Raw genomic sequence first — 24,104 nt, 5'->3', positions numbered from 1 at the left:
AGTGATCTGAGGTGGCGGTACATCGGCGTCGATGCTCCTCTCGATGGTCCGGGTGTCCCCGCCAGCATTACCCGATCAGGCAGGTGGCTGCCAACGAATGGACACCCCGGCTGCGGCACGTTCGGTCCGGATCTCCATGACGCGACCGAGGATCGTCGCGCGGTCCGTCACGACGGGCGTGCCGTCGAGGAGGTAGGTGGTGCGGTCGCTGACGAACACCGGCGTGCCCTGCGGCTCCCCGAGGATGCGGGCGACGATGCCGGGCAGCGCCTCGGGGCGGATGCGTTCGGCGGCGCGGGCCACCACCATCCCGGTGCCGGCGAGGGCCGCGTACAACGAGTGCTTCGTGAAATCCGTTTCACGCAGGCCGGTCGGCACCACCCACGAGACCTGGTGGACTCCGGGGCGGCCGCCGACGTGCCTGACCCGTTCGAGCAGAAGGGCGGAACGGCCCACGGGCAGGTTGAGCGTCGCGGCGACCGCGGCCGGCGGACGCCGCACGAGCTGGGTCAGCACCTCGGTACGGACCTCGCTGCCCTGGTCGCGCAGGTCCTCCTCGAGGCTCCGCAGCGTGTCCAACTGGTAGGCCATTGTCGCCGGCGCCACGTACGTGCCCTTCCCCGGCTGCTGCACCACGAGCCCGTCGTCGCTGAGCATCCGCAACGCCTGGCGCAGCGTCATCAGCGTCACCCGGTACGTGGCGCTCAACTCCCGCTGCGGTGGCAGTGCCGCACCCGGCTCGTACTGCCCGTTGAGGATCTTCGCGGCGAGATCAGCGGCGATCTCGTGGTACCTCGCCATCAGCGGCCACTCCACTGTCCAGCGCCCGGCGCAGCGACGCGACGAACGCGCCGACGGCGGCGGGCTGGACGCCGTCGAGCACCCGGCGCATGAGCGCCGCGCCGACGACGATCCCGTCGGCGCCGCGGGCCGCGTCGACGGCCTGCTCGGGTGTCGCGATGCCGAAGCCTAGCAACACCGGCAGGTCGGTCCGGGTGCTCAACGCGCGGGCGAGGGCCGCGGCGCCGGGGGCGAGGGTGTCGCGTTCGCCGGTGGTGCCCATGAGCGAGACGGCGTAGATGAACCCGCGGGACCGGCGCGCGATCTCGGCCAGGCGCGCGGCGGGCGTCACCGGAGCGGCGAGCAGAACGAGGTCGACGCCCGCGTCGGCCGCCACCGCCTCCAGGTGCGCCGACTCCTCCAGGGGCAGGTCGGGAACGATGAGTCCGCGGAACCCGCTCCTGCTCAGCCGGGCGCAGAACCGCTCCGGGCCGGCGTAGGCCACCAGCTGGTAGTAGGTCGACGCGACCAGCGGCACCGGTGCGCCCGCGACGTCGGAGATGATCGCGTCGGCGGTGGCACCGCGCGACAGCGCGACGAAGGAGGCCTCCTGGATGGTGGGCCCGTCGAGGGTCGGATCGGAGAACGGCAACCCCACCTCGACGGCGTCCGCACCCGCGTCCGCGTAGGCGGCGACGATGTCGGTCCAGTCGTCCGTGATGTCGCCGGTGACGTAGGGCAGCAGCTGCTTGTGATCCCGCGTGAAGATCATTGGTGGGCTCCCATCAGCGTCGGCACGTCCTTGTCGCCACGGCCCGAGAGGGTGATCAGGACACTCGCCCCGCGGGGCAGCTCACCGGTGCGGGCGGCCCGCATCACCCACGCGATCGCGTGGGCCGACTCGAGTGCCGGCAGGATGCCCTCGGTGCGGGCGAGGTGGGTGGTGGCGGCGAGCACCTCGTCGTCGGTGACCGAGACGTAGCGGGCCCGTCCGCTGTCGCGCCAGTGGCCGTGCTCGGGGCCGGTGCCCGGGTAGTCGAGCCCGGCGGAGATCGAGTGCGCCTCGACGACCTGACCGTGCGCGTCCTGCAGGATGTAGCCCCGGAAGCCGTGCAGCACACCGGGTGCGCCCTTGGTCAGCGCGGCGCCGCCGTCGGCCTCCACCCCGATCAGCGTCGCGTCGGTGTCGAGGAAGGCGGAGAAGGTGCCGGCCGCGTTGGAGCCGCCGCCGACGCACGCCACGACGTAGTCGGGGATGCCGCCCTGGCCGCGCGCCTCGATCCCGATGACGCTCTGGAACTCCCGGACCATCGTCGGATACGGGTGCGGCCCGATGACGGAACCGACGCAGTAGTACGTGTCCTCCGTGTGCGCGACCCAGTGCCGCATCGCTTCGCTGGTCGCGTCCTTCAGCGTGCGGCTGCCGGCGTGGACGGGCACGACCTCGGCGCCGAGCAGCCGCATGCGGAACACGTTGAGGGATTGGCGCTCGACGTCCTTCTGCCCCATGAAGACGGTCGCGTCGAGGCCCAGGAGCGCGGCGGCCGTGGCGGTGGCGACGCCGTGCTGGCCGGCACCGGTCTCGGCGATGATGCGCGGCTTGCCCATCCGCCTGGCCAGCAGCGCCTGCCCGAGCACATTGTTGATCTTGTGCGAACCGGTGTGCGCCAGGTCCTCGCGCTTGAGCGTGACCCGCAGCCCGAGGTCGGCCGAGAGGTTGGCCGCCGGGGTGAGTGTCGTGGGGCGCCCGGCGTGCTGGCGCAGCAGCGTGTCCAACTCGGCGCGGAACCCGGGATCGGCCCACGCGTCGGCGAACGCCTCCGCCACCGCCTCGCACGCCGGAATCAACGGCTCGGGAACGTAGCGGCCGCCGTGGTCTCCGAATCGCATGGCCCGCCTTCCCCAAGAGTTCTATAACAGTGGTTAGTGTTCTAGAACAGTGGCGTCGCGTCAAGGCCCCGTTTAAGCTCCGCTCCGTGGAGATCAGGCGGGCGAGCGACCCGGACTGGCCGGCGCTGTGGCCGATCTGGCAGTCGATCGTGTCGGCGCAGGAGACGTACATGTTCGACCCGTTCACCGCGCCCGAGGCGGCGCGGCGGATGTGGCTGGCCGACCCGCCGGCCGAGACCTGGGTGGCGACCGCCGGCGCGGCGATCGTCGGCACCTACCAGCTGAAGCCCAACGGCAAGGGCCCGGGCGCGCACGTGGCCAACGCCGGCTTCATGGTGGCACCGGCCGCCCGCAACCAGGGCGTCGGGCGGCTGCTGGCCGAGCACTGCATGCGCCGTGCGCGGGAGGCGGGCTACCTGTCGATGCAGTTCAACGCCGTCGTGTCGACCAACACGGGCGCGATCGCCCTGTGGCGCAGCCTCGGCTTCGAGATCGTCGGCACCGTGCCGCAGGCGTACCGGCACCGCACCGCCGGGCTGGTCGACATCCACGTCATGTGGAAGGCACTCACGCAGTTGTGAGGATCCGGTGAGCGGGCGGGCACGAATCGCCCGGCGAAATCCGCGCTGACCTGCTCCTAGTCACCGCCGTGCCCGCTCACCTGCGCATAGCCGAGGACGACCAACGGCAGGCCGAGGTCCTGCGCCGCGACCGCGAAGCCGTTCAGTCCGGCGGCGGCTCCGTGTAGCCGCCCTCCAGCCGGTAGCCGCCCCCGCTACGCACGGTCAGGTCGGTCCAGCCGTCCGGCCGCTGCCGCAGCTGCGCCCCGGCGGCGCGCAGCCAGCGCGACCAGCGCACCCGCACGACATACGTCCCGGGGCCGGGCAGGTCCACCGACACCGACGTCGGTGTCGTGCCGAGCAGGGTTCCACCGTCCACGATGGACGGTCTGCCGGCGACCTCGTACAGGGTCCAGTCCGCCCCGCGCCACACCTGCATCAGGTACGGCTGGCCGCCCCGCACGATGTCGGCCTCCCGGCGGGAGACCCAGGACAGCGGCGCGTCCGGAACGGCCACGTAGCTCACGCCGTTGTCCCGCAGCCAGGCCCCGTAGGACGACGCGTCGAGCGTGCCGTCGTAGAAGAGCGGATTGCGGGCCAGGTCGGCCTGGCGCAGCCAGCCCCGCGCCAGGTGGAACTCCCGGGCCACGTGGGCGGACTCCCAGTAGTTGCGGGTGGCGAGCACCTCGACCCGGCCCACCGGTGCGCGGGCGTGCAGCTGGGCCAGCAGCGGTGCGAAGTACCGGCGCGACGCGGTCGGGTCGCCCATGTCGCGCAGATCCCCGACCATCACCGGCGACTGCACGAACGCCACCGCCACCAGCGCCGCTGCCGCCGCCGTTCGCGGCCAGGGCGCCGGCCGGGACGGCCGGGGCGCGTAGGCCAGCAGCACCGGCAGGGTGAACATCGCGGCGAGGCGGGTGGCGTTCAGGCCCACCGGCGTGTGGACCGCGAAGGCGGCCAGCACCCCGAGGGCGGCGAGCGCGGCGCCGACGCGGATCACCCGCTGCGGCACGAACACCGCCACGAGCACCGCCGCCGCGACCGCGCGCACCGTGTCGGAGACGGAGATGTTCATCCAGCCGCCGGCGTCACCGAGCGCGGCGGTCACCCCGATCGGGACCGCGCCGGCGATCCCCAGCAGCACGCCGTCGACGCGGCGCGCGCGTTCGGACGTTCCCAGGAAAAGTGCGGCACCGGCGAGACCGGCGAACAGGCCCGCGACCGGACTGCACGCGGCGCCGAGCAAAACTCCCACCACCGCGAGGATCCGGCGGTCCCGGGCCAGCGCCCACAGTCCACAGAGGACGAACGCCACCCCGAGCGCGTACGTCACCCGGCCCGAGGCGAGGTTGCCGAAGACGCAGAACGCCCCCACGATCCCGCCGAGCGTCGGCCGCAGCGCACCCGTGCGGCGCAGCAGCAACGCCAATGCCACCGACGCCGCTGCGCCCGCCAGCGCACCGGTGAGGCGCACGCCGAGCAGCGCCATCAGCTCCGGCGCCAGCAGGCTGTAGCCCCACTGCACGGTGCCGCCGTACCAGCGCAGGTCCAGCGGGGCCACCTTGGCGGCGTCGAAGAAGTCGGCGTGCGCCACCTGCGCCGACAGGTCCGTCCCCATCGGCGGCAGCAGCAGGAACACGACGGCGAGCAGCGGCCCCGTCAGCAGGGCGAGTTTCTCAGCCCGCGTCAAAGGTCCGCTCCACCGCCTGCCTCGCGTGCCGCGCCGTGCGCAGGTAGTCGTCGACGAACTCGCCCGACTCCACCGACGCCGGCCGGCCGCACGCGCGCGCCACCGCGTTGACGTCCGCGCCGTGGCGCGGCAGCTGGTCCACCGCCCGGCCGCGCACCAGCGTCAGCGCGTTGCGCACCTGGGTCGCCAGGCGCCACGCGGCGGCCAGCGCGTCGGCGTCGGCCGGCGTCACCAGCCCCGCCTTCGCAGCCGCCGTCAGCGCGTCGAGGGTCCGCGGCGTGCGCAGCCCCGGCACCTCGTGCCCGTGCCGCAGCTGGAACAGCTGGACCGTCCACTCGACGTCGGCGAGCCCACCCCGGCCGAGCTTGGTGTGCATGGCGGCGTCGGCGCCGCGCGGGAGGCGTTCGTTGTCGACCCGGGCCTTGATCCGGCGGATCTCCGTCACCTGCTCGCGGGTCAGGCCGCCTGCGGGGTAACGGATCCGGTCGGCCATCTCGATGAACCGGGCGCCCAGCGCGGGATCGCCGGCGACGAACCGGGCCCGCAGCAACGCCTGCGCCTCCCACACCTTCGACCAGCGGCCGTAGTACTGCGCGTAGGCGGCGATGCTGCGCACCAGTGGCCCCTGCCGCCCCTCGGGACGCAGGTCGGCGTCGATGCCCAGCGGCGGATCCGGCGCCGGCCGGGACAGCAGCGCGCGCAGTTCCTCGGCGACGGCCTGCGCGGCGCGGCGCGCCTCCTCGTCCGGCCGGTCGCCCGGGTCGTAGACGAACAGGACGTCGGCGTCGGAGGGGTAGTTCATCTCGCAGCCGCCGAGGCGGCCCATGCCGATGACGGCGAAGCTGAGCCCGGTCGGGTTGGCCACCTCCAGGACTCCCGCGATGGTGGCGTCGGTGACCGCCGCGAGCGCGTCGCCGACGGCGTGCACGTCGAGCCTGCCGAGCAGGTCGGCACAGGCCGTGCGGAACAGTTCGCGCCGGCGCCTGGCCCGGACCGCGTGCGCGGCGGCGATCGGGTCGTTCTTGTGGCGGCGCGCGGCCGCGAGGAACCCGTCGACGCCGGTGCGCGGCACCAGTTCGGCGTCGTCGGCCAGCAGCCGCAGCGCCTCCGGGTCGTGGCTCAGCAGCTCGGTGACGTACCGGGAGATGCCGAGCAGCCGGGCCAGGCGCAGCGCCACCACGCCCTCGTCGCGCAGCAGCCGCAGGTACCAGGGCGTGCTGCCGAGCCGGTCCGACACCTTGCGGTAGGCCAGCAGCCCGCCGTCCGGCTCCGGCGCGTCGGCGAACTCGCTCAGCAGCACCGGCAGCAGCGTCCGCTGGATCGCGGCGGTCCGGGAGACCCCGCCGGTCAGCGCCGTGATGTGCCGCAGCGCACCGGCCGGGTCGGCGAACCCGAGCACCTCCAGCCGGGCCCGCGCCGATTCCGGGGTGAGCCGCCACGCCTCCGAGGGCACCCGCGCGACCGCCTCCAGGATCGGCCGGTAGAACAGCTTCTCGTGCAGCCGCCGCACGTCTCCGGACAGACGCGTCCACTCCGCCCGGAACGCCTCGACGGCATCGCGCTGCGCGTTCGGCCGGAAGCCGAGGCCGGCCGCGAGCCAGCGCAGCTCGTCCGGATCCTCCGGAACGGTGTGCGTGCGGCGCAGCCGCTGCAGCTGCAGCCGGTGTTCCACCGAGCGCAGGAACCGGTACGCCCGCAGCAGGGCCTCGCCGTCGGCCCGCCCCACGTAGCCGCCGGCGGTCAGCGCCCGCAGGGCCTCCACAGTGGACGGTGTGCGCAGCGACTCGTCGGAGCGGCCGTGCACCAGCTGCAGCAGCTGCACCGCGAACTCGATGTCGCGCAGCCCGCCCGGTCCCCGCTTGATCTCCCGGTCGACCTCGCCGCGCGGCACCGCGTCGACGATCCGCCGGCGCATCGCGCGAACCTCCTCGACCGCCTCGGGGCGATCGGCGGCGTGCCACTGCGCGGGCTGCAGCGCCGCCAGCCACTCGGCGCCCAGCTCCAGATCGCCGGCCGCCGGCCGGGCCTTGAGCAGCGCCTGGAACTCCCACGTCTTGGCCCACTTCGTGTAGTAGGCGAGGTACGAGGCGACGGTGCGGGTCAGCGGCCCGCGGCCGCCCTCCGGGCGCAGCGCGGCGTCGACCGGCCACGCCACGATGCCGCAGATGGTGATCATGCGCGCGGCGAGGGTCGCGGAGGCGCGCAGGGCACCGTCCACATCGGACTCCCCGGCCGGCGGCTCGGCGACGAAGACCACGTCGACGTCGCTGACGTAGTTGAGTTCGCGGCCGCCGCACTTGCCCATGGCGATGACGGCCAGCCGGCACTGCGCGGCGGTGTCGGGGCGTTCGGCGCGGGCCAGGTCGAGGGCGGCGGCCAGGGTCGCGTCGGCGAGGTCGGTCAGCGCCGCCATCACCGCCTCCAGCGCGAACGCCCCGGTCAGGTCGGCGGCGACGATGCGCGCCAGCACCCGCCGGTACGCCAGGCGCAGCGCCGGCACGTCCGCCACCGCGCCGAGGTCCACTGTGGACAGCGGCTGGGCGAGGAGCCGCCACTCGTCGGGGTTGGCCACGAGGTGGTCGCCGAGGGCGCTCGACGCGCCGAGCACGGCCAGCAGGCGGCGCCACCCCGGCAGGTCCCGCACGGCGGCGCGCACCGGCTCCGGACCGGCCTTCTCCACCAGCCGGTGCAGCTGCAACGCGGCGAGGTCCGGATCGGCAGCCACCGCGAACGTCTCCAGCAGTTCGCCCGCCGGACCCTCCGGGGGCGTGGCCGTCACCGGATCCCACAGGCCCACGTCACCGGAGAGGTGCTCGGCGGCCTTGGCCGCGTCGACGAAGCCGTACCGGGAGAGGCGGGTCGACCGTGCGGTCCCTGGCTCGCGCATCCCTCACCCGCCGATCATCGGCAGGCGCATCGGCGACGCCGGCTGCAGTTCGCCCTTTGCCACGGCGGCGAACCGCAGCGTGAACGGGCGCCACACCTCGGCCACGTCGGGCAGCGCCGCGGTCACCGCGTCGACCAGCGCGGCCGGGTCGATACCCAGGTCCGCGAGCGTGTCCACGCCGTCCTGCGCCCACCGCGCGTACTGGTCGGTGTCGCATTCGATGTGGAACTGCAGACCCCAGGCACACGGCCCGATCCGGAACGCCTGATGCGGGTAGCGCGTCGAGGCGGCCAGCAGCACGGCGCCCACCGGCAGTTCGGTGATCTCGTCGCGGTGCCACTGCAGCACGTCCGGCGCGAACGGCACCTCCGCCCACAGCGGGTCCTCGACCGCCTTGTCGCGCCGCGCCACGAGCTTCGGCCCGATCTCCGGCCCGGCGGCGCTGCGTTCGACGGTGCCGCCGTGTGCGGTGGCCAACAGCTGCCCGCCCAGGCACACGCCGAGCGTCGGAACCTTGTGCCGGGTCGCCTTGCGCAGCAGCTTCTCCAGGGCCGGGAACCACGGCGCGCCCGGCGACCCGTCGGCACCCGCGAACGCGTCCTGCTCGCCGCCGAGCACCACCAGCGCCGCGTATCCGTCGAGCTCCTCGGGCAGCCCGTCGCCGGCGTGCGGGCGCAGCACGTGCAGCTCCAGGCCCCCCTCGACCAGCCACTCGCCGAGAAGCCGGGCGTCGTCGGTCGGGTCGTTCTCCACCACCAGCACACGGTTACCGCTCACGGCCGGATTTTAGTCGTACCCCTTCGGTAACTTTCGGGGCGTGAACCGCACCGACCGGTTGTACGCGATCGTCGAAGAGTTGCGGGTAGTGGCGCCCCGACCGCGCAGCGCCCGCTGGCTGGCCGACCGCTTCGAGGTCTCCAGCCGCACCATCGAGCGGGACGTGGGCGCGTTACAGCAGGCCGGCGTGCCGCTCTACGCCGAGCCGGGGCGCACCGGCGGCTACGTGCTGGACCGCAAGGCGACCCTGCCGCCGCTCAACATCTCGCCGGGCGAGGCCGTCGCGATGGCCGTGGCGCTGAGCCGGCTGGAGGGGACGCCGTTCGCGTCACCCGCACGGGTGGCGCTGCACAAGCTGCTGGCGGTCATGCCACCGGCGGACGCCGCCCGGGCGGGTGACCTCGCCGGCCGGGTGCACCTGGTCAAGCGCCCCGACGATCCGCCGCCCCCGGCGCCGGTGCCCTCCGTGGTCGGCGACGCGCTCGTGGCGGGCCGCGTGCTCGACCTGGGCTACATCGACCGCAACGGCGAGGTGACGCGGCGGCTCGTGGAGCCGATGGGCTGGCTCAGCGGCCGCATGGGGTGGTATCTGGTGGCGTGGTGCCGGATGCGGGACGCGGCGCGGATGTTCCGGATGGACCGGCTGACGGACGTGCGCGACACCGGGGAGCCGGCGCCGCTGCGTGAGCTGCGCCGCGACCAGATGGACATCCCCGATGACATCGAGGTCCACGCGTTGGCATTCGCGGCGTAGGTGTTGGCCGAAAAACTCCGACATAGGGCTGTCGCTCATCCCGTCGAGGCTGGGTTCAGACGAGAGAAGGAGACAGACATGTCCACAGTTGCCTGGTTCCAGATCGGTGCGGAGGACGTCGACGCGGCGGAGCGCTTCTACGGCGGGCTCTTCGGCTGGACGTTCAAGGCCGACCCGGACGCGGAGCGGCCGTACCGGATCGCACCGCCGGCGGGTCCCGGCACGATCGGCGGGGCCGTCACCGCCACCCAGGGCAAGCGGTCGAGCTACGCGGTCTTCGCGGTGCTGGTCGACGACGTGGCCGACACCGTGCGCCGCGCCGAGGAGGCCGGGGCCAAGGTCGTGCAGCCGCCGCACACCACGCCGGCCGGCCTCACCCACGCCCACCTGCTCGACCCGGAGGGCAGCGAGTTCGCCGTCTTCAGCCAGCCGAAATCATAAGGATCAAGAGCGTGATGTCGCAGGTCCGTCGGGCGCGCGACCGCTGTTCCCAGCCGCACCGCTCCGGCTCGGTCCGCTTCGCGTGACCGACCGCTGCGCTGCCACGTCCGCGTCCCGCAGTCGATGGGGCCGTGCGGGCATACGGGAAACGGCCCCGAGCCTGGTGCACCAGGTTCGGGGCCGTTCCGTTTCGCCGCCTCGCGCCCGGACGCGCTCGGCGGCGGGAGGGGCGGACCGGTTCGCGGGAGCCCACCCGCTGCCCCGGTCCGCCGAGGCAACTACTGGACCATCGAGCTCGCGGTCACGAAGGTGTAGCCGAGCCCCTGGATCCCCTCGACCGTGGCCTTCAGGTGATCCACACCCAGGTACGGGTGGTAGAAGAAGCTCGCTGTGCCGTCGCGGACCACCAGGTTGCGCTTGGCGGCGCCGATCAGGTCGGCGGGCAGCCGCGCCGGGTGGTTGTTGAACGGCTCCGGCTCGATGTTGCCGATGTTCTCCGGCACCAGGGCCGAACCGTAGACGTCACGCACGGCGTAGGGGAAGAACTGGCCCGACATCTTGGTGTGGTCGACGGCCTTGCCGCTGAGCAGGCCCGGGAAGTACAGCCCCCGGTCGTACCGCTTGCCGAAGATGGAGTTCACCGACTTGTAGTTGTTGGCCGAACCGGCGTAGTGCGGGAACTCGAAGATGCTCGGCTGCGGCAGCCCCGCCAGCATGAACTCCATCTTGGCGGACGCGATGCGCCCGTCGGCGTAGGTCGCCGAGTCCTGCAGCACCGGCCCGTCGTAGATGACGGAGTCGTTCGCGTCGACGTGCGCCCGGTAGAACTCGAAGTCGTTGGCGCTCACGCCGTCGTACGGGTTGATCGCGGAGCCGTGCTGGTGGGTGTAGCCGTGCATGAGCAGCGTGCCGCCGCGGGCGACCATGTACTTCAGCGCGGAGACGACCTGCGGCTTGCGCCAGAGCGTGTAGTCCTCGGCCTTTCCGTTGTTCAGTGCGCCCAGCGGGTCGCGGTAGCGCGGGTACACGGCGACGCTGAACGGGATCTTCTTGCTGTACAGGTAGTCCGCGACGGCCCGCAGCTCGGCCGGGTCGGCGTCCGGCCCGACGTCCTCGATGCGCACCAGTGCGCGGTGGCGGGCGACGGTGCCCGGCGCCAGCACGTCGAAGAGCAGGTCGGAGAAGGCGACGTACCGGTCGTCGTGCGTCACGTACGAGAACGGGATCTCACCCAGGTAGGTGAAGTTGCCCGACTTGACGCCCCACGGGAACGTCGTGCCGTCGGCCCGCACCGCCTCGCCGATCGGCTGCGCCTTCGTGGCGTCCAGGATGTTGTGGTCCATGATGCCGCCGGCGCGCACGTCGCGGGTCAGCGAGGTGCCGTTGTAGCGGACCTCGGCGACGTTCGCGGGGTCGAAGCCCTTCCACTGGAAGCCGTACTTCGCCTCGAACCCGGCCTGCCGCGCGCTCAGCTGCCAGATGTTGTCGTACATCCACAGCACCGGCTTGGTCGTGCCCAGCACGTCGTCGAGGAACTCCACCGGCAGCGGCTCGTCGTACGTGGAGCCCACGTAGATCACCGAGTCGTAGGCGTTCAGGTCGCCGGCGGCGTAGTTGGCGACCGGGCGGGCCGTCCAACTGTTGAAGTGCGAGACGAGGTTGACGGTCTGCTGGGCGTAGACCTCGCCGAGCCAGGACCACGCACCGGTGGTGTCGTACAGCACCAGCGTCTTCTTCGCGCTGCCCCCCGGGGCCGCCGAACCGGTCGCCACCGGGCCGGCCGCGGTCGTCGTGACGGCGGTGCCGGTGGCGGCCTTCGTCGACTTCGCGCTGACGGTGCTCTTCGGCGTCGTCAGCACCCGGGCGTCCGGCTTGCGCTTGAGCGGCGCCGGCGGAGCCGGGATCTCCGAGTCGTCGTTCAGCTCGCCGACGCGCTCCTCGGAGTGGCGGTGGGTGTGCTGCCGCTCGGCGACCGCGGTGCCGGGGTTGACCAGGGCCGCGCCGCCCAGGAGGGCCGCGCCGATCAGGGCGGCCGCGAGGGCGCGCCGGTTACGCATGGGGCGGATTCGCATCAGGCACCTGCCGTCGTGAGGAGGTCGAGGGAGGCCGAGGTTCCGGTCGGCTGAGGAAGGTGGAGCAGGTCGGCGACGGCCCGCTCGGTGCGCACGGCCGCGAAGCCGTCGCCGTACGGGTTGCCGTTCGCGGTCATCGAGTCGCGCAGGGCGCGGTCGTCCAGCAGGCGGGCGGCCTCCGCGACGATCAGCTCCGGGTCGGTGCCGAGGAGCTTGCCGCAGCCGGCGTCGATCGACTCGGTGCGCTCGGTGACCTCGCGCAGCACCAGGGCCGGCACCCGGAACGACGGCGCCTCCTCCTGGATGCCGCCCGAGTCGGTGAGCACCAGGTAGGCGGTCGACAGCAGCCGGGCCAGCGCCGGGTACGGCAGCGGGTCGGTGACCGTCACCCGTTCGACACCGGCGAGGCCGGCCTCGACCTGGGCCCGCACGGCCGGGTTGGGGTGGCTGGGCAGCACCACGTGCACGTCGGGGTAGCGCGCGAGGATCTCCCGCACCGCGCCGAGGACCCGGTCGAGCGGCTCGCCCCAGGACTCGCGGCGGTGCGCGGTCACCAGGACCAGCCGGCCGTCGCCGGCCTCGACCCGTTCCACCACCTCGGTGAGGCGCGCGTCGTCGAAGGGCAGCCGCTTCGCGGCCACGGTCAGCGCCGCGTCCACGACGGTGTTGCCGGTCAGCACGACGTGCTCGGGGTCGATGTTCTCGCCGAGGAGGTTGCTCGCGGCGAGCGGGGTGGGCGCCAGGTGCAGGGTCGCCACCTGGCCGACCATCTTGCGGTTGCCTTCCTCGGGGAACGGCGACTCGAGATCACCGCTGCGCAGCCCGGCCTCGAGGTGCACCACCGGGATCTGGCGCCAGAACGCGGCGAGCGCACCCGCCAGCGTCGTGGTGGTGTCGCCCTGCACGAGAACGGCCGCGGGACGGCGTTCGGCGAACAGCGCGTCGAGTTGCTTGGCCATCTCGGTGAGGAGTTCGGCCTGGCCGCCGGTGCTGCGCTCGAGCGGGAGCACCACATCCGGCTCCTGGTCGAACGCGGCGAGCGCCTGGCTGACCATCGTCGGGTGCTGCCCGCTGGCGACCAGAACGGGCCTCATGCGGCCGGCCGCGTTGATGGCGGCGACGACGGGTGCCATCTTGATGGCCTCGGGGCGGGTACCGGCGATCAGGTGTACTTCGGGAAGCTGGGTCATGTGTGGGCTGCCTTCACGGGAAGGGTGGCGAATCCGTGCGCCATCGCGGCAGGCCGCATCCGTGCGGTGCCGTCCGGGTGTTGCGAAGGTGGTGCCGGTCAGGCCGGTACGGGCTCTTCGGCCAGGCGTTCGGTCTTGGCCCAGGTCTGGCGGCGGGCCACGTGCCGTCCGATCGCCCGCCAGGTGCTCACGAGCCCGAGGAACAGGAAGATCGGGTAGGCCAGTCCGGCGAGGAGCAGCCGGCTCAGTTTCTCGTCCCGCAGCTTGAGCCGGTGCAGGACGGCCCAGCCCAGCCCGGGTGCGAACATCGCGGCGATCCAGACCGCGGCCGCGGCCGCGAACTCGCCCCACGAGTCGATCATGAACGTCTCGCCGTCGCCGGCGATGAGGAGCGTCAGGGCGTAGCCCCACACACCGGCCATCACGATCGTGCCGATGGCGTTCAGCCACGGGGCGAGCAGGTAGTACAGCATCTCGAAGAGCTGGCCGTTGCCGATCCGGCGGGAGGCCATCAGCTTCGGGACGTAGCGGGCGCACTGCAGGTTGCCCTGCGCCCACCGGGTGCGCTGGCGGAGCAGCCGGTTGACGTCGACCAGCCCCTGCTGGGTCACCGCCGCCTGCGGCATGTACCGCATGCGAACGCCTTCGAGGTGCAGCCGGAGCCCCAGTTCGAGGTCCTCGACCAGGCAGGCCGACCAGGGCGCGTCACCGAGCTTCTGCAACGCGGACAGTCGGGCGAACTGTCCGTTGCCGCCGAGGCCCACGGTGCTGAGCGAGTCGCGCATGGACTGGCTGGCGTCGGCGATGCAGCCGAACTCCAGGTCCTGCACGGCCGCCAGCAGCCGGTTCCGGTTGTGGATGCGCACCCGGCTCTGCACCGCGCCGACCTTCGGGTCACGCATGGCGTGCGCGACCTCCATCAGCAGGTTCCGCGAGCCGCGGCCGTCGCCGTCGATGACGCCGACCGCCACCTTGGCGGGGTCGATGCCGTTCTCGACGGTCCAGCTGCCGATGTAGCGGTAGGCGGCGTTGAGCGCCTCCCCCTTGCCCTTGCGCGCCTCCGGCAGGTTGCGCCGCAGGACGTGCAGGTTCGGGTGGTCGATCGAGGCCAGCACGGTGGGCGTGCCGTCGTCGGAGCCGTCGTCGACGACCAGGACGTGCGATGCGCTGCCCCAGGGGCCGTTGAGGTCCAGGGCGGCGGCGACGGTCCGACCGACGACACGCTCCTCGTTGAGGCACGGCACCACGATCCAGAACGTGTCGGGCTGGCCGGCAACCGGAGCCGCCGAGTCCACCCGGACCCGGTGCCGGCGGGCCTGGGCGCCGTTGCGCACCGAGAACGCCAGCAGGGCCAGGGTGTACATCGGCCAGGCCACCAGCAGCAGGGACCCGACGATGATCAGAGTCATGGGTGTGTGCCCGGGATCCCGATCAGGCCGCGTCGTTGCGGTAGCGGCCGGAGCGGAACAGCAGCAACCCGGTAACCACCAGGGCGAAACCGGTCAGCACCATCAGCACGACACTGTTACCGGTGACCGGCAGGGTCGCGGCAGCAGCAGTGGCGGTGGCACCCGTCACCTTTGTCTGGGACATTCGACACCTCGTTTTTCGGGGACTTTCTTGCCGGGCGACTTGCTGAGGAAAAGCTAGCGGCGATTGCGGAGCGTTATCAACGGCGCTCCCCCGCGCAGCGGCCCTTATGGGCCATCCACCTGACAAGAACACGTTCCGTTACCACCGGTCGGGCAGTCCCGAGTCACTCTGCGTTACCGCCACGGGGTTGCCGCCGACCGCTACGTTCGCCGCGTGGACGAGTACCGGCTGCCGCGACGGCGGGGCGGGCCGCTGGCCCTCGCGTTCCTGAGCCTGCTGATCCTGTCGATGGGCGGCCTCATCGTCGCCACCGAGGGCTGGTCCGCCGTCGGGGTCGCCCTGATGGTGGCGCCGGTGCCGGTGGTGCTGTGGTGCGTGGCGCAGATCGTATTCCCGCCGCCCCGGCTCACCGCCGACGGTGTGCTCCTGCGGCGGGCGTTCGCGCGGCGGCCGTTCCTCCTGCCGTGGGGGAAGGTCATGCACGTGAGCGCGGCACCCGACGGCCGGCCGCTGCACCTGTCGGTGATCGCCCGCGACCGGGTGTCCCGCCCGTACCACCTGCAGGTCGGGGCGGACGTGTTCCGGTGGCGGGCCGTGGGCGAGGCGCTGGCGCGGCTCTCCGGCGGCCGGTTCACGCTCGACGGGCAGGTCGAGGAGTCACCCGCCGACCCGGACGGTCCCGCGCCCCGCGCGCTCCGGCCGGCGCCGTGGACCTACGCGGTCGCCGCGCTCCTGGCCGTCGCCGGAGCGGCGCTGCTGTTCCTGGGTGACACCACGCCCCGGTGGTCCGTGGTGCAGCAGCTCGGCGGCTACCTGGTCGCGCTCGGCGGTGCCGGGCTGTGGGTGGCGCGCGGGCGTTCCACCGTGGACCGGCGCGGGGTGCGGACCGCCGCCGGCCACCTGCCGTGGGACGCGGTCGACGCCGTCGAGGAGCGCCACCTGGGGCCGTGGCGCCGGGTCCGCCTGGTCCTGCCGGGCGGGCGCGGGGTGCCGGTGCCCGGGCTGGTCACGCTGACCGGCTCCGACCGGCGGTTCCGCGCCGACGTGGCCGCCCTCCAGGAGCTTTCGGGGGAACGGGTGGAGCACCGCGACCGGCGCGCGAGCGAGCTGGTGGCGGCCGCGGTCGTCCTGGTGCTCGCGCTCGGCCTGGCGCTGTACCGGGACCGGCCCTGGGACAGGGCGTTCTGGCCCGGGGTGGCCATCGCCACGACCACGCCCGACCCGTGCGCCGCGAACGCCGCCGAGGCCCGCCGGCTGCTCCCCGCCGCCCCGACGGCCACGCGCCGCGACGAGCCCACCGCCGGCGGCGTCGAAGCCTTCCGCTGCCACTGGCGGGAGGAGGACACGTTGCGCTACCTGATCGTCGTCGTGGAACGCTGCGACCTGGACGCCGACCACGACGCCGTGCAGGCCGCGGCCGCACAGTACGAACGCCAGGTGCGGATCTACGCGAGCCGGGGCACCGAGACCGCCGGCATCGCCGACGCGGCCACGATCACCGTGCGCAGCGGCACCGCCCGCGCCGTCGCACGCCGGGCCAACGTGGTCATCCGCGTCGAGTACGAGGGCGGTAAGCAGACCCCGGAGGAGGCCCGGACGGTGCTCGTCGGCATCATCCGGACCACCGCCGCAGCGGTGCGCCTGGACTGATCTAGAGGGAGAGATACCGCTTGCGCTCGAAGGGGGTCACCTCGCGGCGGTACTCCTCCCACTCCGTGCGCTTGTTGCGGATGAAGAACTCGAAGACGTGCTCGCCCAGCACCTCGGCCACGAACTCGCTGCCGGCCATGACGTCGATCGCCTCGGCGAGATTCTCCGGCAGCGACTGGTAGCCCATCGCGCGGCGCTCGGCGTCCGACAGCGACCACACGTCGTCCTCGGCGCCCGGCGGCAGTTCGTAGCCCTCCTCGATCCCCTTCATGCCCGCGCCGAGCAGCACCGCGTACGCCAGGTACGGGTTGCAGGCCGAGTCGACGGAGCGGATCTCCACCCGCGCGGAGTTGGGCTTGCCGTAGGCCGGCACCCGCACCAGCGCGGAACGGTTGAGGTTGCCCCAGCAGACGTAGGCCGGCGACTCGGTGATCCGGTCCGGCAGCGCCTGCGGGAACAGCCGCTTGTAGGAGTTGACCCACTGGTTGGTGATCGCGGTGTACTCGCGCGCGTGGGTCAGCAGCCCGGCGATGAACGCCTTGCCCACCTTCGACATCTTCGACGGGTCGCCCGGGTCGTGGAACGCGTTGCGCTCCCCCTCGAACAGCGACAGGTGCGTGTGCATCCCGCTGCCCGGCTGATCCGTGAACGGCTTCGGCATGAACGAGGCGTGCACCCCGTGCGAGGTCGCCACCTCCTTGATCACATGCCGGAACGTCATGATGTTGTCGGCCATCGTCAGCGCGTCGGCGTAGCGCAGGTCGATCTCCTGCTGGCCCGGCGCCACCTCGTGATGGCTGAACTCGACCGAGATGCCGATCCGCTCCAGCGACAGCACCGCCTGCCGGCGGAAGTCCCGCGCGACCGCGTGCGTGGTGTGGTCGAAGTAGCCGCCCGCGTCGACCGGCGTCGGCAGGTCACCGTTGTCCGGGATGTCCGAGAGCAGGAAGAACTCGATCTCGGGGTGCGTGTAGAAGGTGAAACCCTTCTCCGCCGCCTTCGACAGCGCGCGGCGCAGCACGTGCCGCGGATCGGCCCAGGACGGCGAGCCGTCCGGCAGCAGGATGTCGCAGAACATGCGGGCGCTCTCCCCGCCGGAGCGCTGCAACCCGCCGCCCTCGAACGGGAACACCTGGAACGTCGTCGGATCCGGCATGGCCACCATGTCCGACTCGTAGACCCGGGCGAAGCCCTCGATCGCCGAACCGTCGAAGCCGATACCCTCGTCGAACGCCGCCTCCAGCTCGGCCGGCGCCACGGACACGCTCTTCAGGGTGCCGAGCACGTCGGTGAACCACAGGCGGACGAAGCGGATGTCCCGCTCTTCGAGGGTTCGAAGCACGAACTCCTGCTGACGGTCCACGACGTTCCCCTCATCCGCATCCGGGTGGCCAAAGTCTTGCCGGCGGCTGTTTCGCACACGTTACGCGGGCCTGGCAGCGGGAGCCTGTCGGGAGTGAAACTTGTCGCCGGCCTCACCCGTACCCATGCTTACCGCGGCAGCCCACCGCGGCCGGATGATCTAGAAATAGGATAGGTCTCATGCCCACGTTGCGCATCGCGCTCGCCCAGGTCAACCCGACCGTAGGCGACATCCCAGGCAATGCGGCCCTCATCCGGGGCTGGACCCGCAAGGCGGCGGAAGCCGGGGCCCACCTGGTCGCGTTCCCCGAACTGGCACTGACCGGATACCCCGTCGAGGACCTCGTCTTCCGCGAGTCGTTCGTCGCCGCGTCCCGCGAGGCACTCGTCCGGCTCGCCGCCGACCTGGCGCACGAGGGGCTCGGCGACATCGCCGTCCTGGTCGGCTTCCTCGACGCCGACGGCCGCGCCAAGATCAGCGCCGAGGCGGACCCCGCGCGCGGCCCCCGCAACGCGCTCGCCCTCCTGCACGACGGCCGCGTGATCACCCGCTACTACAAGCACCACCTGCCCAACTACGGCGTCTTCGACGAGGACCGCTACTTCGTCGCCGGCGACACCCTGCGCATCGTGCGCCTCGGCGGGGTCGACGTGGCCGTCACCATCTGCGAGGACATCTGGCAGCCGGGCGGGCCGTTCGCGGTCGCCGGACGCGCCGGTGCCGGACTCGTCGTCAACATCAACGCCTCCCCGTACGAGCTCAACAAGGACGACGTGCGCCTTCCCCTGGTGCGCCGCCGGGCCGCCGAGGCCGGCGCGGCCGTCGCCTACGTCAACGCCGTCGGCGGGCAGGACGAGCTGGTGTTCGACGGCGACTCGATGATCGTCGACGCCGACGGGACGCTGGTCGCGCGCGGGCCGCAGTTCGCCGAGAACCTCATCGTCGCCGAGCTCGACCTGCCCACCAGCGACGACGACACCGAGGGCGACTTCGGCGAGATGTGGGTGGAGCGGGTCTTCCTCTCGGAGACGCTCGCGGCGCCCTCGTCCCCCGCCCCGACGCCGGTCATCGCCGAGCGGATCACCGACGAGGCGGAGATCTGGCAGGCCCTGGTGCTCGGGCTGCGCGACTACGTCCGCAAGAACGGCGTGCGCTCCGTCGCGCTCGGCCTCTCCGGCGGGATCGACTCCTCCGTGGTGGCCGCCATCGCCGTCGACGCGCTCGGCGCCGCCAACGTCATCGGCGTCTCCATGCCCAGCAGCTACTCCTCGGAGCACTCCCGCGACGACGCCGCCGACCTGGCCAAGCGCACCGGGCTCGACTACCGGGTGCAGGAGATCGCGCCGATGGTCGCCGCCTTCATGGGTGCCCTCAACCTGAGCGGCCTCGCGGCGGAGAACCTGCAGGCCCGGGTACGTGCCGTGATCCTGATGGCCATCTCCAACCAGGAGGGGCCGCTCGTGCTGACCACCGGCAACAAGAGCGAGCTGGCCGTCGGGTACTCCACGCTCTACGGGGACTCGGTGGGGGCGTTCAACCCGCTGAAGGACGTTCCCAAGACGCTGGTCTGGAAGCTCGCCACCTGGCGCAACGCGGAAGCGGCCCGGCGCGGCGAGATCCCGCCCATCCCGGAGAACTCCATCACCAAGCCGCCCAGCGCCGAACTGCGACCCGACCAGCTCGACTCCGACTCCCTGCCGGACTACGAGGAGCTCGACGCCATCCTCACCGGCTACGTCGACGGCGACCTCGGCCGCGACGAACTGATCGCCGACGGGCACGACGCCGCGCTCGTCGACCGGGTGCTGCGGATGGTCGACATCGCCGAGTACAAGCGGCGGCAGTCGGCGCCCGGCACCAAGATCTCGATCAAGGCGTTCGGGCGGGACCGGCGGCTGCCCATCACGAACCGGTTCCGCGAGGGCATGTGAGATCTTGCACTCCGCCCCGGTAGCGGACGGGACGGTGGGAGGCTTCTTCTGAGCCCGTCTCCCCTCATGGGACGGGCCTCAGTACCCGGGGACCGCACCGCCAGCGGCCTCGAGGTCGGAAGGAGACGCCGATGTCCGCATCCATCCCGTCGCTGTACGGCGGGGTCGTCAACCGGCGCGTACGCGCCCGTGACCTGCTCGCCGCCAAGGAACGCGGCGAGAAGTGGCCCATGCTCACCAGCTACGACCAGTACACGGCCGCGCTCTTCGACCAGCAGGGCATCCCCGTCCTGCTGGTCGGCGACTCCGCCGCCAACAACGTGTACGGCTACGAGACCACCGTTCCCGTCACCGTCGAGGAACTGCTCTTCCTGGTCCGCGGCGTCGTGCGGGCCACCTCGCGCGCGCTCGTCGTCGGGGACCTGCCGTTCGGCTCCTACGAGGAGGGGCCGACGCAGGCGCTGCGCACGGCCGTGCGGTTCATGAAGGAGGGCGGCTGCCAGGCCGTCAAGCTCGAGGGCGGCGTCAACGTGGCACCGCAGATCGCCGCCCTGACCGGAGCCGGGATTCCGGTGATGGCGCACATCGGGTTCACGCCGCAGCGGGAGCACACGCTCGGCGGGTACCGGGTGCAGGGGCGCGGCGACTCGTCGGAGGACGTCCTCGCCGACGCCCGCGCCGTCTACGAGGCCGGCGCCTTCGCCGTGGTGCTGGAGATGGTGCCGGGCGAGGTCGCGAAGCGGGTCACCGCGGAGGTGCCGATCCCCACCGTCGGGATCGGGGCCGGGCCGGACACCGACGCGCAGGTGCTGGTCTGGCAGGACATGGCCGGGCTGCGGACCGGGAAGATGCCGCGCTTCGTGAAGCAGTACGCCGACCTGGCCGGGGCGCTGTCGTCGGCGGTGGCGGCCTTCTCGGACGAGGTGCGGTCGGGGGCGTTCCCGACGGTGGACCACACGTTCTGACGCTCCGCGCCCGGCGCGGGCGCGCGCCGGGCGCGGTCAGTAGATGAAGCGTTGGACGAGTGAGCGCAGGCTGTCCGACATCCTCGCCAGGTCGGCGGCCGCGCGGTCGGCGTTCGACACCCCGTCCGCCGCCGACGACGTCGCCGACGTGACCGCCACCAGGTTGCGCGAGATCTGCTGCGCGCCCCGGGCGGCCTCCTCGATCCCCCGCTGCATCTCCTGCGTGGTGGCCGTCTGCTCCTCCACCGCGCTCGCGATCGTCTGCTGATGGCTGCTGATGTCCGCCACCACGGCGCTCATCCGCCGGATCGCGTCGGCCGTGTCGGCGGTGTCCGTCTGGATCGCGCTGACCCGGCGGCCGATGTCCTCGGTGGCGCGCGCCGTCTCCTGCGCCAGATCCTTGACCTCGCTCGCCACGACCGCGAACCCCTTCCCGGCGTGGCCGGCCCGGGCGGCCTCGATGGTGGCGTTCAGGGCCAGCAGGTTGGTCTGCTCGGCGATCGAGGTGATCAGCTTCAGGACGTTGCCGATCTCGGCCGACGAGTTCGCCAACTGCTCCACGCGGGCATTGGCCGCCTCGGCCTCCCGGGAGGCGTCCGTGGCGACCTGAGCGGCGTTGCCGGCGCTGCGGGCGATCTCGGCGATCGAGGCGCCCATCTCCTCCGCGCCGGCCGAGATGCTGCTGACGTGTTCGGAGACGGCGCTCGATGCGCTGGACGCCTCGTGGATCTGCGTGTTGGTCTGCGACGTCGCGTCGGCGATCCCCGCGCTCGTGCCGGAGAGGTGGCTCGACGCCGCCGCGAGCGCCGCCGACTCGGAGCCGAGCGCACGCACCGAGTCGCGCAGGGCGTCGAGCGCCGAGTCGAGGGAGGCGGCCATGCGGCCCAGTTCGTCGTTGGAGGTGACGCCGGAACGCTTGGTCAGGTCGCCCTGCGACAGCGCGTACGCGACCTCGCCGACGCGGCGCACGGAGTTCAGGATCGAACGCACCACCGCCGACGCCACGATGAGCACGACCACCACCGCGGCAAGCACCACCAGCACCTCGATCATCAGCGCGGTCCGCTTGAGGTCCACGAGATCCTGCGTGGCCGCCTCGATCTCCGCGTCGACCTTCTCGTGCAGCACCTCGAGCTGGTCGTCGACGATGTGATTGCGGTCGGCGATCTCCGGCTCGCGGGGCATGACGGAGGCCTGGTTGCTCTTGGCGTCGTTGACGAACTGCTGGATGAACGTGGTGAACGCCTCGATGTCCGGCTTGATGGCCGCGAACTCGCTGCGGATGCCGGCCGGGAGGTCGAGTTCCTCCACGGCGGCGACGGCCTCCTCGACCGTCACGGCGTCCTCTTTCAGCTCGTCGATGATCGCCTGGATGTCGGGCTCGATGATGCACCGGTAGGCGCTGACCTTCAGTTCGGCCTCACGGGTGTCGAGGTGGTTGAGGGCTGCCTTGAGGGCGTGCATGGTCGCCACCCGGTCCGCGCTGCGGGTGACCTTGTCCGTCGACCACTGGGCGATCATGGCTACCCCGGCGGCCGCCAGCACTCCCGCGAGCGCCAAGGCCACCAGCTTCCGCCCGATGCCCTGCGTCAGAGACAGCATGGAAACCCCGTTCGCCGTTCACCCGTCCGCTGACCCATCGGCACCCGGAACGGTCGGAACAGGATTTCTCACACCTCGACCACCAACTCCCGCAGGCCACGGATGATGTAACCCGGCTTCCACTCGGGCTCGCGCACCAGCCGCAGGCCCGGCGCCTTGGCGAGTACCGCCCCGAACGACGCCACCAGCTCGATCCGCGCCAGCACCGCACCGAGGCAGTAGTGGATCCCGGCCCCGAACGACAGGTGCGGATTGTCGACCCGCCCCACGTCCAGCCGCCCCGGATCGGCGAACACGGCCGGGTCGTGATTGGCCGACCCGAACAGCAGCGCCACCTCGCTCCCCCGCGGGATGTCCACCCCCCGCACGGTGATGTCCTCCAGCACCCACCGCTCGAACATCTGCAGCGGCGTGTCGTAGCGCATCAGCTCCTCCACGGCGCCCGGCAGCAGCCGCGGCTCGGCGCGCAGCCGGGCCAGCTCGGCCGGGTTGCGGAACAGCGACCACCAGCCGTTGCCCGTGACGTTGACGGTCGCCTCGTGCCCCGCGTTGAGCAGCAGCACGCAGGTGCCCACCAGCTCGTCCTCGCTGAGCCCCTCGACCCTCGCCAGCGCGCTCACCAGGTCGTCGCGCGGCTCCCGACGCCGCTGCGCGGCCAGCCCCCGCAGATAGTCCCCGAACTCGATCGCCGCCCGCACCGCCGTCTCCTGCGCAGCGCGGGACGGATTCAGCTCGTACATCCCGCAGATGTCGGCGGACCACGGCCGCAGCAACGCCCGGTCGGCGGCCGGCACCCCGAGCAGTTCGGCGATCACGGTCACCGGCAACGGCTCCGCGACGGCGCCGAGCAGGTCTCCGCCGCCCTCGGCCACCAGCGCGTCCACCAGCTCACCGGCCAGCCGCTCCACGGTGGGGCGCATCGCGGCCACCCGCTTCGGCGTGAACGCCGCCGACACCAGCCGCCGCAGCCGGGTGTGATCCGGCGGCTCACGGTCGAGCATCCCGTCCCGGATCACCCGCCAGAACGGCTCCAGATGCGGCGGATCCTCCGGCCGCCCGAACTCCGCGTGCGACGCCACGTGCAGGTAGGTGCGCCCGAGCCGGCGGTCCCGCAGCAACGCGTTGACGTCGGCGTAGTGCGACACCAGGTACTGCCCGGTCGGCTCGAAGAACACCACCGGCGCGGTGGAACGCAGCTCCGCGTAGGCCTCGTACGGGTACGCGACGAACTCAGGCGACCAGGGATCGAATTTCATACATCCGTCACCCGGATCCCCGCGTGCGCCTTGTACCGCCGGTTGATCGCGATGAGGTTGGCCGTGAACGCCTCCACCTGCCCGGCGTTGCGCAGCCGCCCGGCCCACACCCCGCGCATGCCGGGGATGCGCATCGCCAGGGCCTGCACCACGGCCGCGGCGTCCCGGTCGTCGCCGAGCACGAGCACGTCGAGATCCACCTCGGTCACCTCGGGGTCGGCCAGCAGCACGGCGCTCACGTGGTGGAACGCCGCACACACCCGCGACCCCGGCAGCAACGCCAGGGCCTGCTGCGCCGCGCTCCCCTCCGGCACCGGCAGCGCGAAGGCGCCCTGCTTGTCGAACCCGAGCGGATTGACGCAGTCGACGACGATCCGCCCCGCAAGGACCGGCGCCAGCGCACGCAGCGTGTCGGCGTGCCCGTCCCACGGCACCGCCACCAGCACCACATCGGCGGCGCAGGCGTACTCGTTGTCCCCACCGGTCACCACACCGTCCGGCACGTGCGGCATCCCGGCCAGCTCGGCGGCCGCCGCCTCGCCCCGCTCCCGCGTGCGCGAACCGATCCGTACCGCCTGACCCGCCCGCGCCCACCGGTAGGCCAGGCCGCGCCCCTGTGGGCCCGTCCCGCCGAGAATCCCCACGGAGAGGCCGGACACGTCGGGCAGCACGCTCGGGTCGAAGGTCATGCCAGCAGTCT

At 72.4% G+C, this 24,104-nt stretch carries 20 protein-coding genes; 6 read left to right on the top strand and 14 right to left on the bottom strand.

What is annotated here, in order from left to right; translation table 11 throughout:
* Window positions 1-75: 75 nt before the first annotated feature.
* The 3 genes from Val02_RS36680 to trpB are packed head-to-tail and all read right to left on the bottom strand — an operon-like array spanning window position 76 to window position 2,670.
* Complete coding sequence (locus Val02_RS36680) at window positions 76-801, bottom strand: GntR family transcriptional regulator (RefSeq protein WP_203903904.1); 726 nt, start codon at window positions 799-801, stop codon at window positions 76-78.
* Complete coding sequence (trpA, locus tag Val02_RS36675; protein ID WP_203903903.1) at window positions 773-1,552, bottom strand: tryptophan synthase subunit alpha; 780 nt, start codon at window positions 1,550-1,552, stop codon at window positions 773-775. The genes Val02_RS36680 and trpA overlap by 29 nt, the downstream gene beginning before the upstream one ends.
* Entirely contained in the window at window positions 1,549-2,670 is a 1,122-nt protein-coding gene (gene trpB, locus Val02_RS36670; RefSeq protein ID WP_203903902.1) for a tryptophan synthase subunit beta, read from the bottom strand. The genes trpA and trpB overlap by 4 nt, the downstream gene beginning before the upstream one ends.
* Window positions 2,671-2,756: 86 nt before the next feature.
* Between trpB and Val02_RS36665 the strand changes: the two genes are divergently transcribed.
* Window positions 2,757-3,251, top strand: a complete 495-nt coding sequence (locus Val02_RS36665) for a GNAT family N-acetyltransferase (protein ID WP_203903901.1) — start codon at window positions 2,757-2,759, stop codon at window positions 3,249-3,251.
* Window positions 3,252-3,393: 142 nt separating this feature from the next.
* Here Val02_RS36665 and Val02_RS36660 read toward each other — a convergent pair whose 3' ends face one another.
* The 3 genes from Val02_RS36660 to Val02_RS36650 are packed head-to-tail and all read right to left on the bottom strand — an operon-like array spanning window position 3,394 to window position 8,587.
* On the bottom strand, window positions 3,394-4,851 hold the full coding sequence (locus Val02_RS36660) for a hypothetical protein (RefSeq protein ID WP_373318003.1): 1,458 nt from the start codon (window positions 4,849-4,851) through the stop codon (window positions 3,394-3,396).
* A gap of 58 nt (window positions 4,852-4,909) precedes the next feature.
* The gene (locus tag Val02_RS36655) at window positions 4,910-7,810 is read right to left on the bottom strand and encodes a bifunctional [glutamine synthetase] adenylyltransferase/[glutamine synthetase]-adenylyl-L-tyrosine phosphorylase (RefSeq protein WP_203903900.1); all 2,901 of its coding nucleotides are present in this window, start codon (window positions 7,808-7,810) and stop codon (window positions 4,910-4,912) included.
* A gap of 3 nt (window positions 7,811-7,813) precedes the next feature.
* Entirely contained in the window at window positions 7,814-8,587 is a 774-nt protein-coding gene (locus Val02_RS36650) for a type 1 glutamine amidotransferase (protein WP_239153616.1), read from the bottom strand.
* 40 nt (window positions 8,588-8,627) lie between these two features.
* Here Val02_RS36650 and Val02_RS36645 point away from each other — a divergent pair, with 40 nt between their 5' ends.
* Window positions 8,628-9,341, top strand: a complete 714-nt coding sequence (locus Val02_RS36645; RefSeq protein WP_203903899.1) for a helix-turn-helix transcriptional regulator — start codon at window positions 8,628-8,630, stop codon at window positions 9,339-9,341.
* Window positions 9,342-9,419: 78 nt separating this feature from the next.
* On the top strand, window positions 9,420-9,782 hold the full coding sequence (locus tag Val02_RS36640) for a VOC family protein (RefSeq protein WP_203903898.1): 363 nt from the start codon (window positions 9,420-9,422) through the stop codon (window positions 9,780-9,782).
* 278 nt (window positions 9,783-10,060) lie between these two features.
* Here the strand turns inward: Val02_RS36640 and Val02_RS36635 are convergent, their stop codons facing one another.
* The 4 genes from Val02_RS36635 to Val02_RS36620 form a co-directional block, all read right to left on the bottom strand.
* Window positions 10,061-11,854, bottom strand: a complete 1,794-nt coding sequence (locus Val02_RS36635) for a DUF2334 domain-containing protein (RefSeq protein ID WP_239153615.1) — start codon at window positions 11,852-11,854, stop codon at window positions 10,061-10,063.
* Window positions 11,854-13,044 (bottom strand): non-hydrolyzing UDP-N-acetylglucosamine 2-epimerase, encoded by a 1,191-nt coding sequence (gene wecB / locus Val02_RS36630; RefSeq protein ID WP_203903897.1) that lies wholly within the window; start codon window positions 13,042-13,044, stop codon window positions 11,854-11,856. The genes Val02_RS36635 and wecB overlap by 1 nt, the downstream gene beginning before the upstream one ends.
* A gap of 98 nt (window positions 13,045-13,142) precedes the next feature.
* The gene (locus Val02_RS36625) at window positions 13,143-14,453 is read right to left on the bottom strand and encodes a glycosyltransferase family 2 protein (RefSeq protein WP_203903896.1); all 1,311 of its coding nucleotides are present in this window, start codon (window positions 14,451-14,453) and stop codon (window positions 13,143-13,145) included.
* A gap of 22 nt (window positions 14,454-14,475) precedes the next feature.
* Complete coding sequence (locus tag Val02_RS36620; RefSeq protein ID WP_203903895.1) at window positions 14,476-14,637, bottom strand: LPXTG cell wall anchor domain-containing protein; 162 nt, start codon at window positions 14,635-14,637, stop codon at window positions 14,476-14,478.
* 213 nt (window positions 14,638-14,850) lie between these two features.
* Between Val02_RS36620 and Val02_RS36615 the strand changes: the two genes are divergently transcribed.
* Window positions 14,851-16,287, top strand: a complete 1,437-nt coding sequence (locus Val02_RS36615; RefSeq protein ID WP_203903894.1) for a hypothetical protein — start codon at window positions 14,851-14,853, stop codon at window positions 16,285-16,287.
* Window position 16,288: 1 nt separating this feature from the next.
* Here Val02_RS36615 and Val02_RS36610 read toward each other — a convergent pair whose 3' ends face one another.
* Window positions 16,289-17,650 carry a glutamine synthetase family protein gene (locus Val02_RS36610; RefSeq protein WP_203903893.1) on the bottom strand — a complete coding sequence of 454 codons (1,362 nt, stop codon included), beginning with the start codon at window positions 17,648-17,650 and terminating at the stop codon, window positions 16,289-16,291.
* Between the two features lie 179 nt (window positions 17,651-17,829).
* Here Val02_RS36610 and Val02_RS36605 point away from each other — a divergent pair, with 179 nt between their 5' ends.
* The gene (locus Val02_RS36605; RefSeq protein ID WP_203903892.1) at window positions 17,830-19,581 is read left to right on the top strand and encodes an NAD+ synthase; all 1,752 of its coding nucleotides are present in this window, start codon (window positions 17,830-17,832) and stop codon (window positions 19,579-19,581) included.
* 131 nt (window positions 19,582-19,712) lie between these two features.
* Entirely contained in the window at window positions 19,713-20,546 is an 834-nt protein-coding gene (gene panB, locus Val02_RS36600; protein WP_203903891.1) for a 3-methyl-2-oxobutanoate hydroxymethyltransferase, read from the top strand.
* Between the two features lie 36 nt (window positions 20,547-20,582).
* Here panB and Val02_RS36595 read toward each other — a convergent pair whose 3' ends face one another.
* The 3 genes from Val02_RS36595 to npdG all read right to left on the bottom strand — a co-directional run bounded on the left by Val02_RS36595 (window position 20,583) and on the right by npdG (window position 24,093).
* Window positions 20,583-22,148: a methyl-accepting chemotaxis protein gene (locus tag Val02_RS36595; protein ID WP_203903890.1), complete on the bottom strand. Its 1,566-nt coding sequence runs from the start codon at window positions 22,146-22,148 to the stop codon at window positions 20,583-20,585.
* Window positions 22,149-22,216: 68 nt separating this feature from the next.
* Complete coding sequence (locus tag Val02_RS36590; protein WP_203903889.1) at window positions 22,217-23,404, bottom strand: cytochrome P450; 1,188 nt, start codon at window positions 23,402-23,404, stop codon at window positions 22,217-22,219.
* The gene (npdG, locus tag Val02_RS36585) at window positions 23,401-24,093 is read right to left on the bottom strand and encodes an NADPH-dependent F420 reductase (RefSeq protein ID WP_203903888.1); all 693 of its coding nucleotides are present in this window, start codon (window positions 24,091-24,093) and stop codon (window positions 23,401-23,403) included. The genes Val02_RS36590 and npdG overlap by 4 nt, the downstream gene beginning before the upstream one ends.
* Between the last annotated feature and the right edge of the window lie 11 nt (window positions 24,094-24,104).

Source organism: Virgisporangium aliadipatigenens, assembly GCF_016863615.1.
In the GTDB taxonomy this organism is placed as follows: domain Bacteria; phylum Actinomycetota; class Actinomycetes; order Mycobacteriales; family Micromonosporaceae; genus Virgisporangium; species Virgisporangium aliadipatigenens.
Note: the sequence above shows the minus strand (reverse complement) of the source record. Positions and strands in the feature narration are given on the sequence as shown.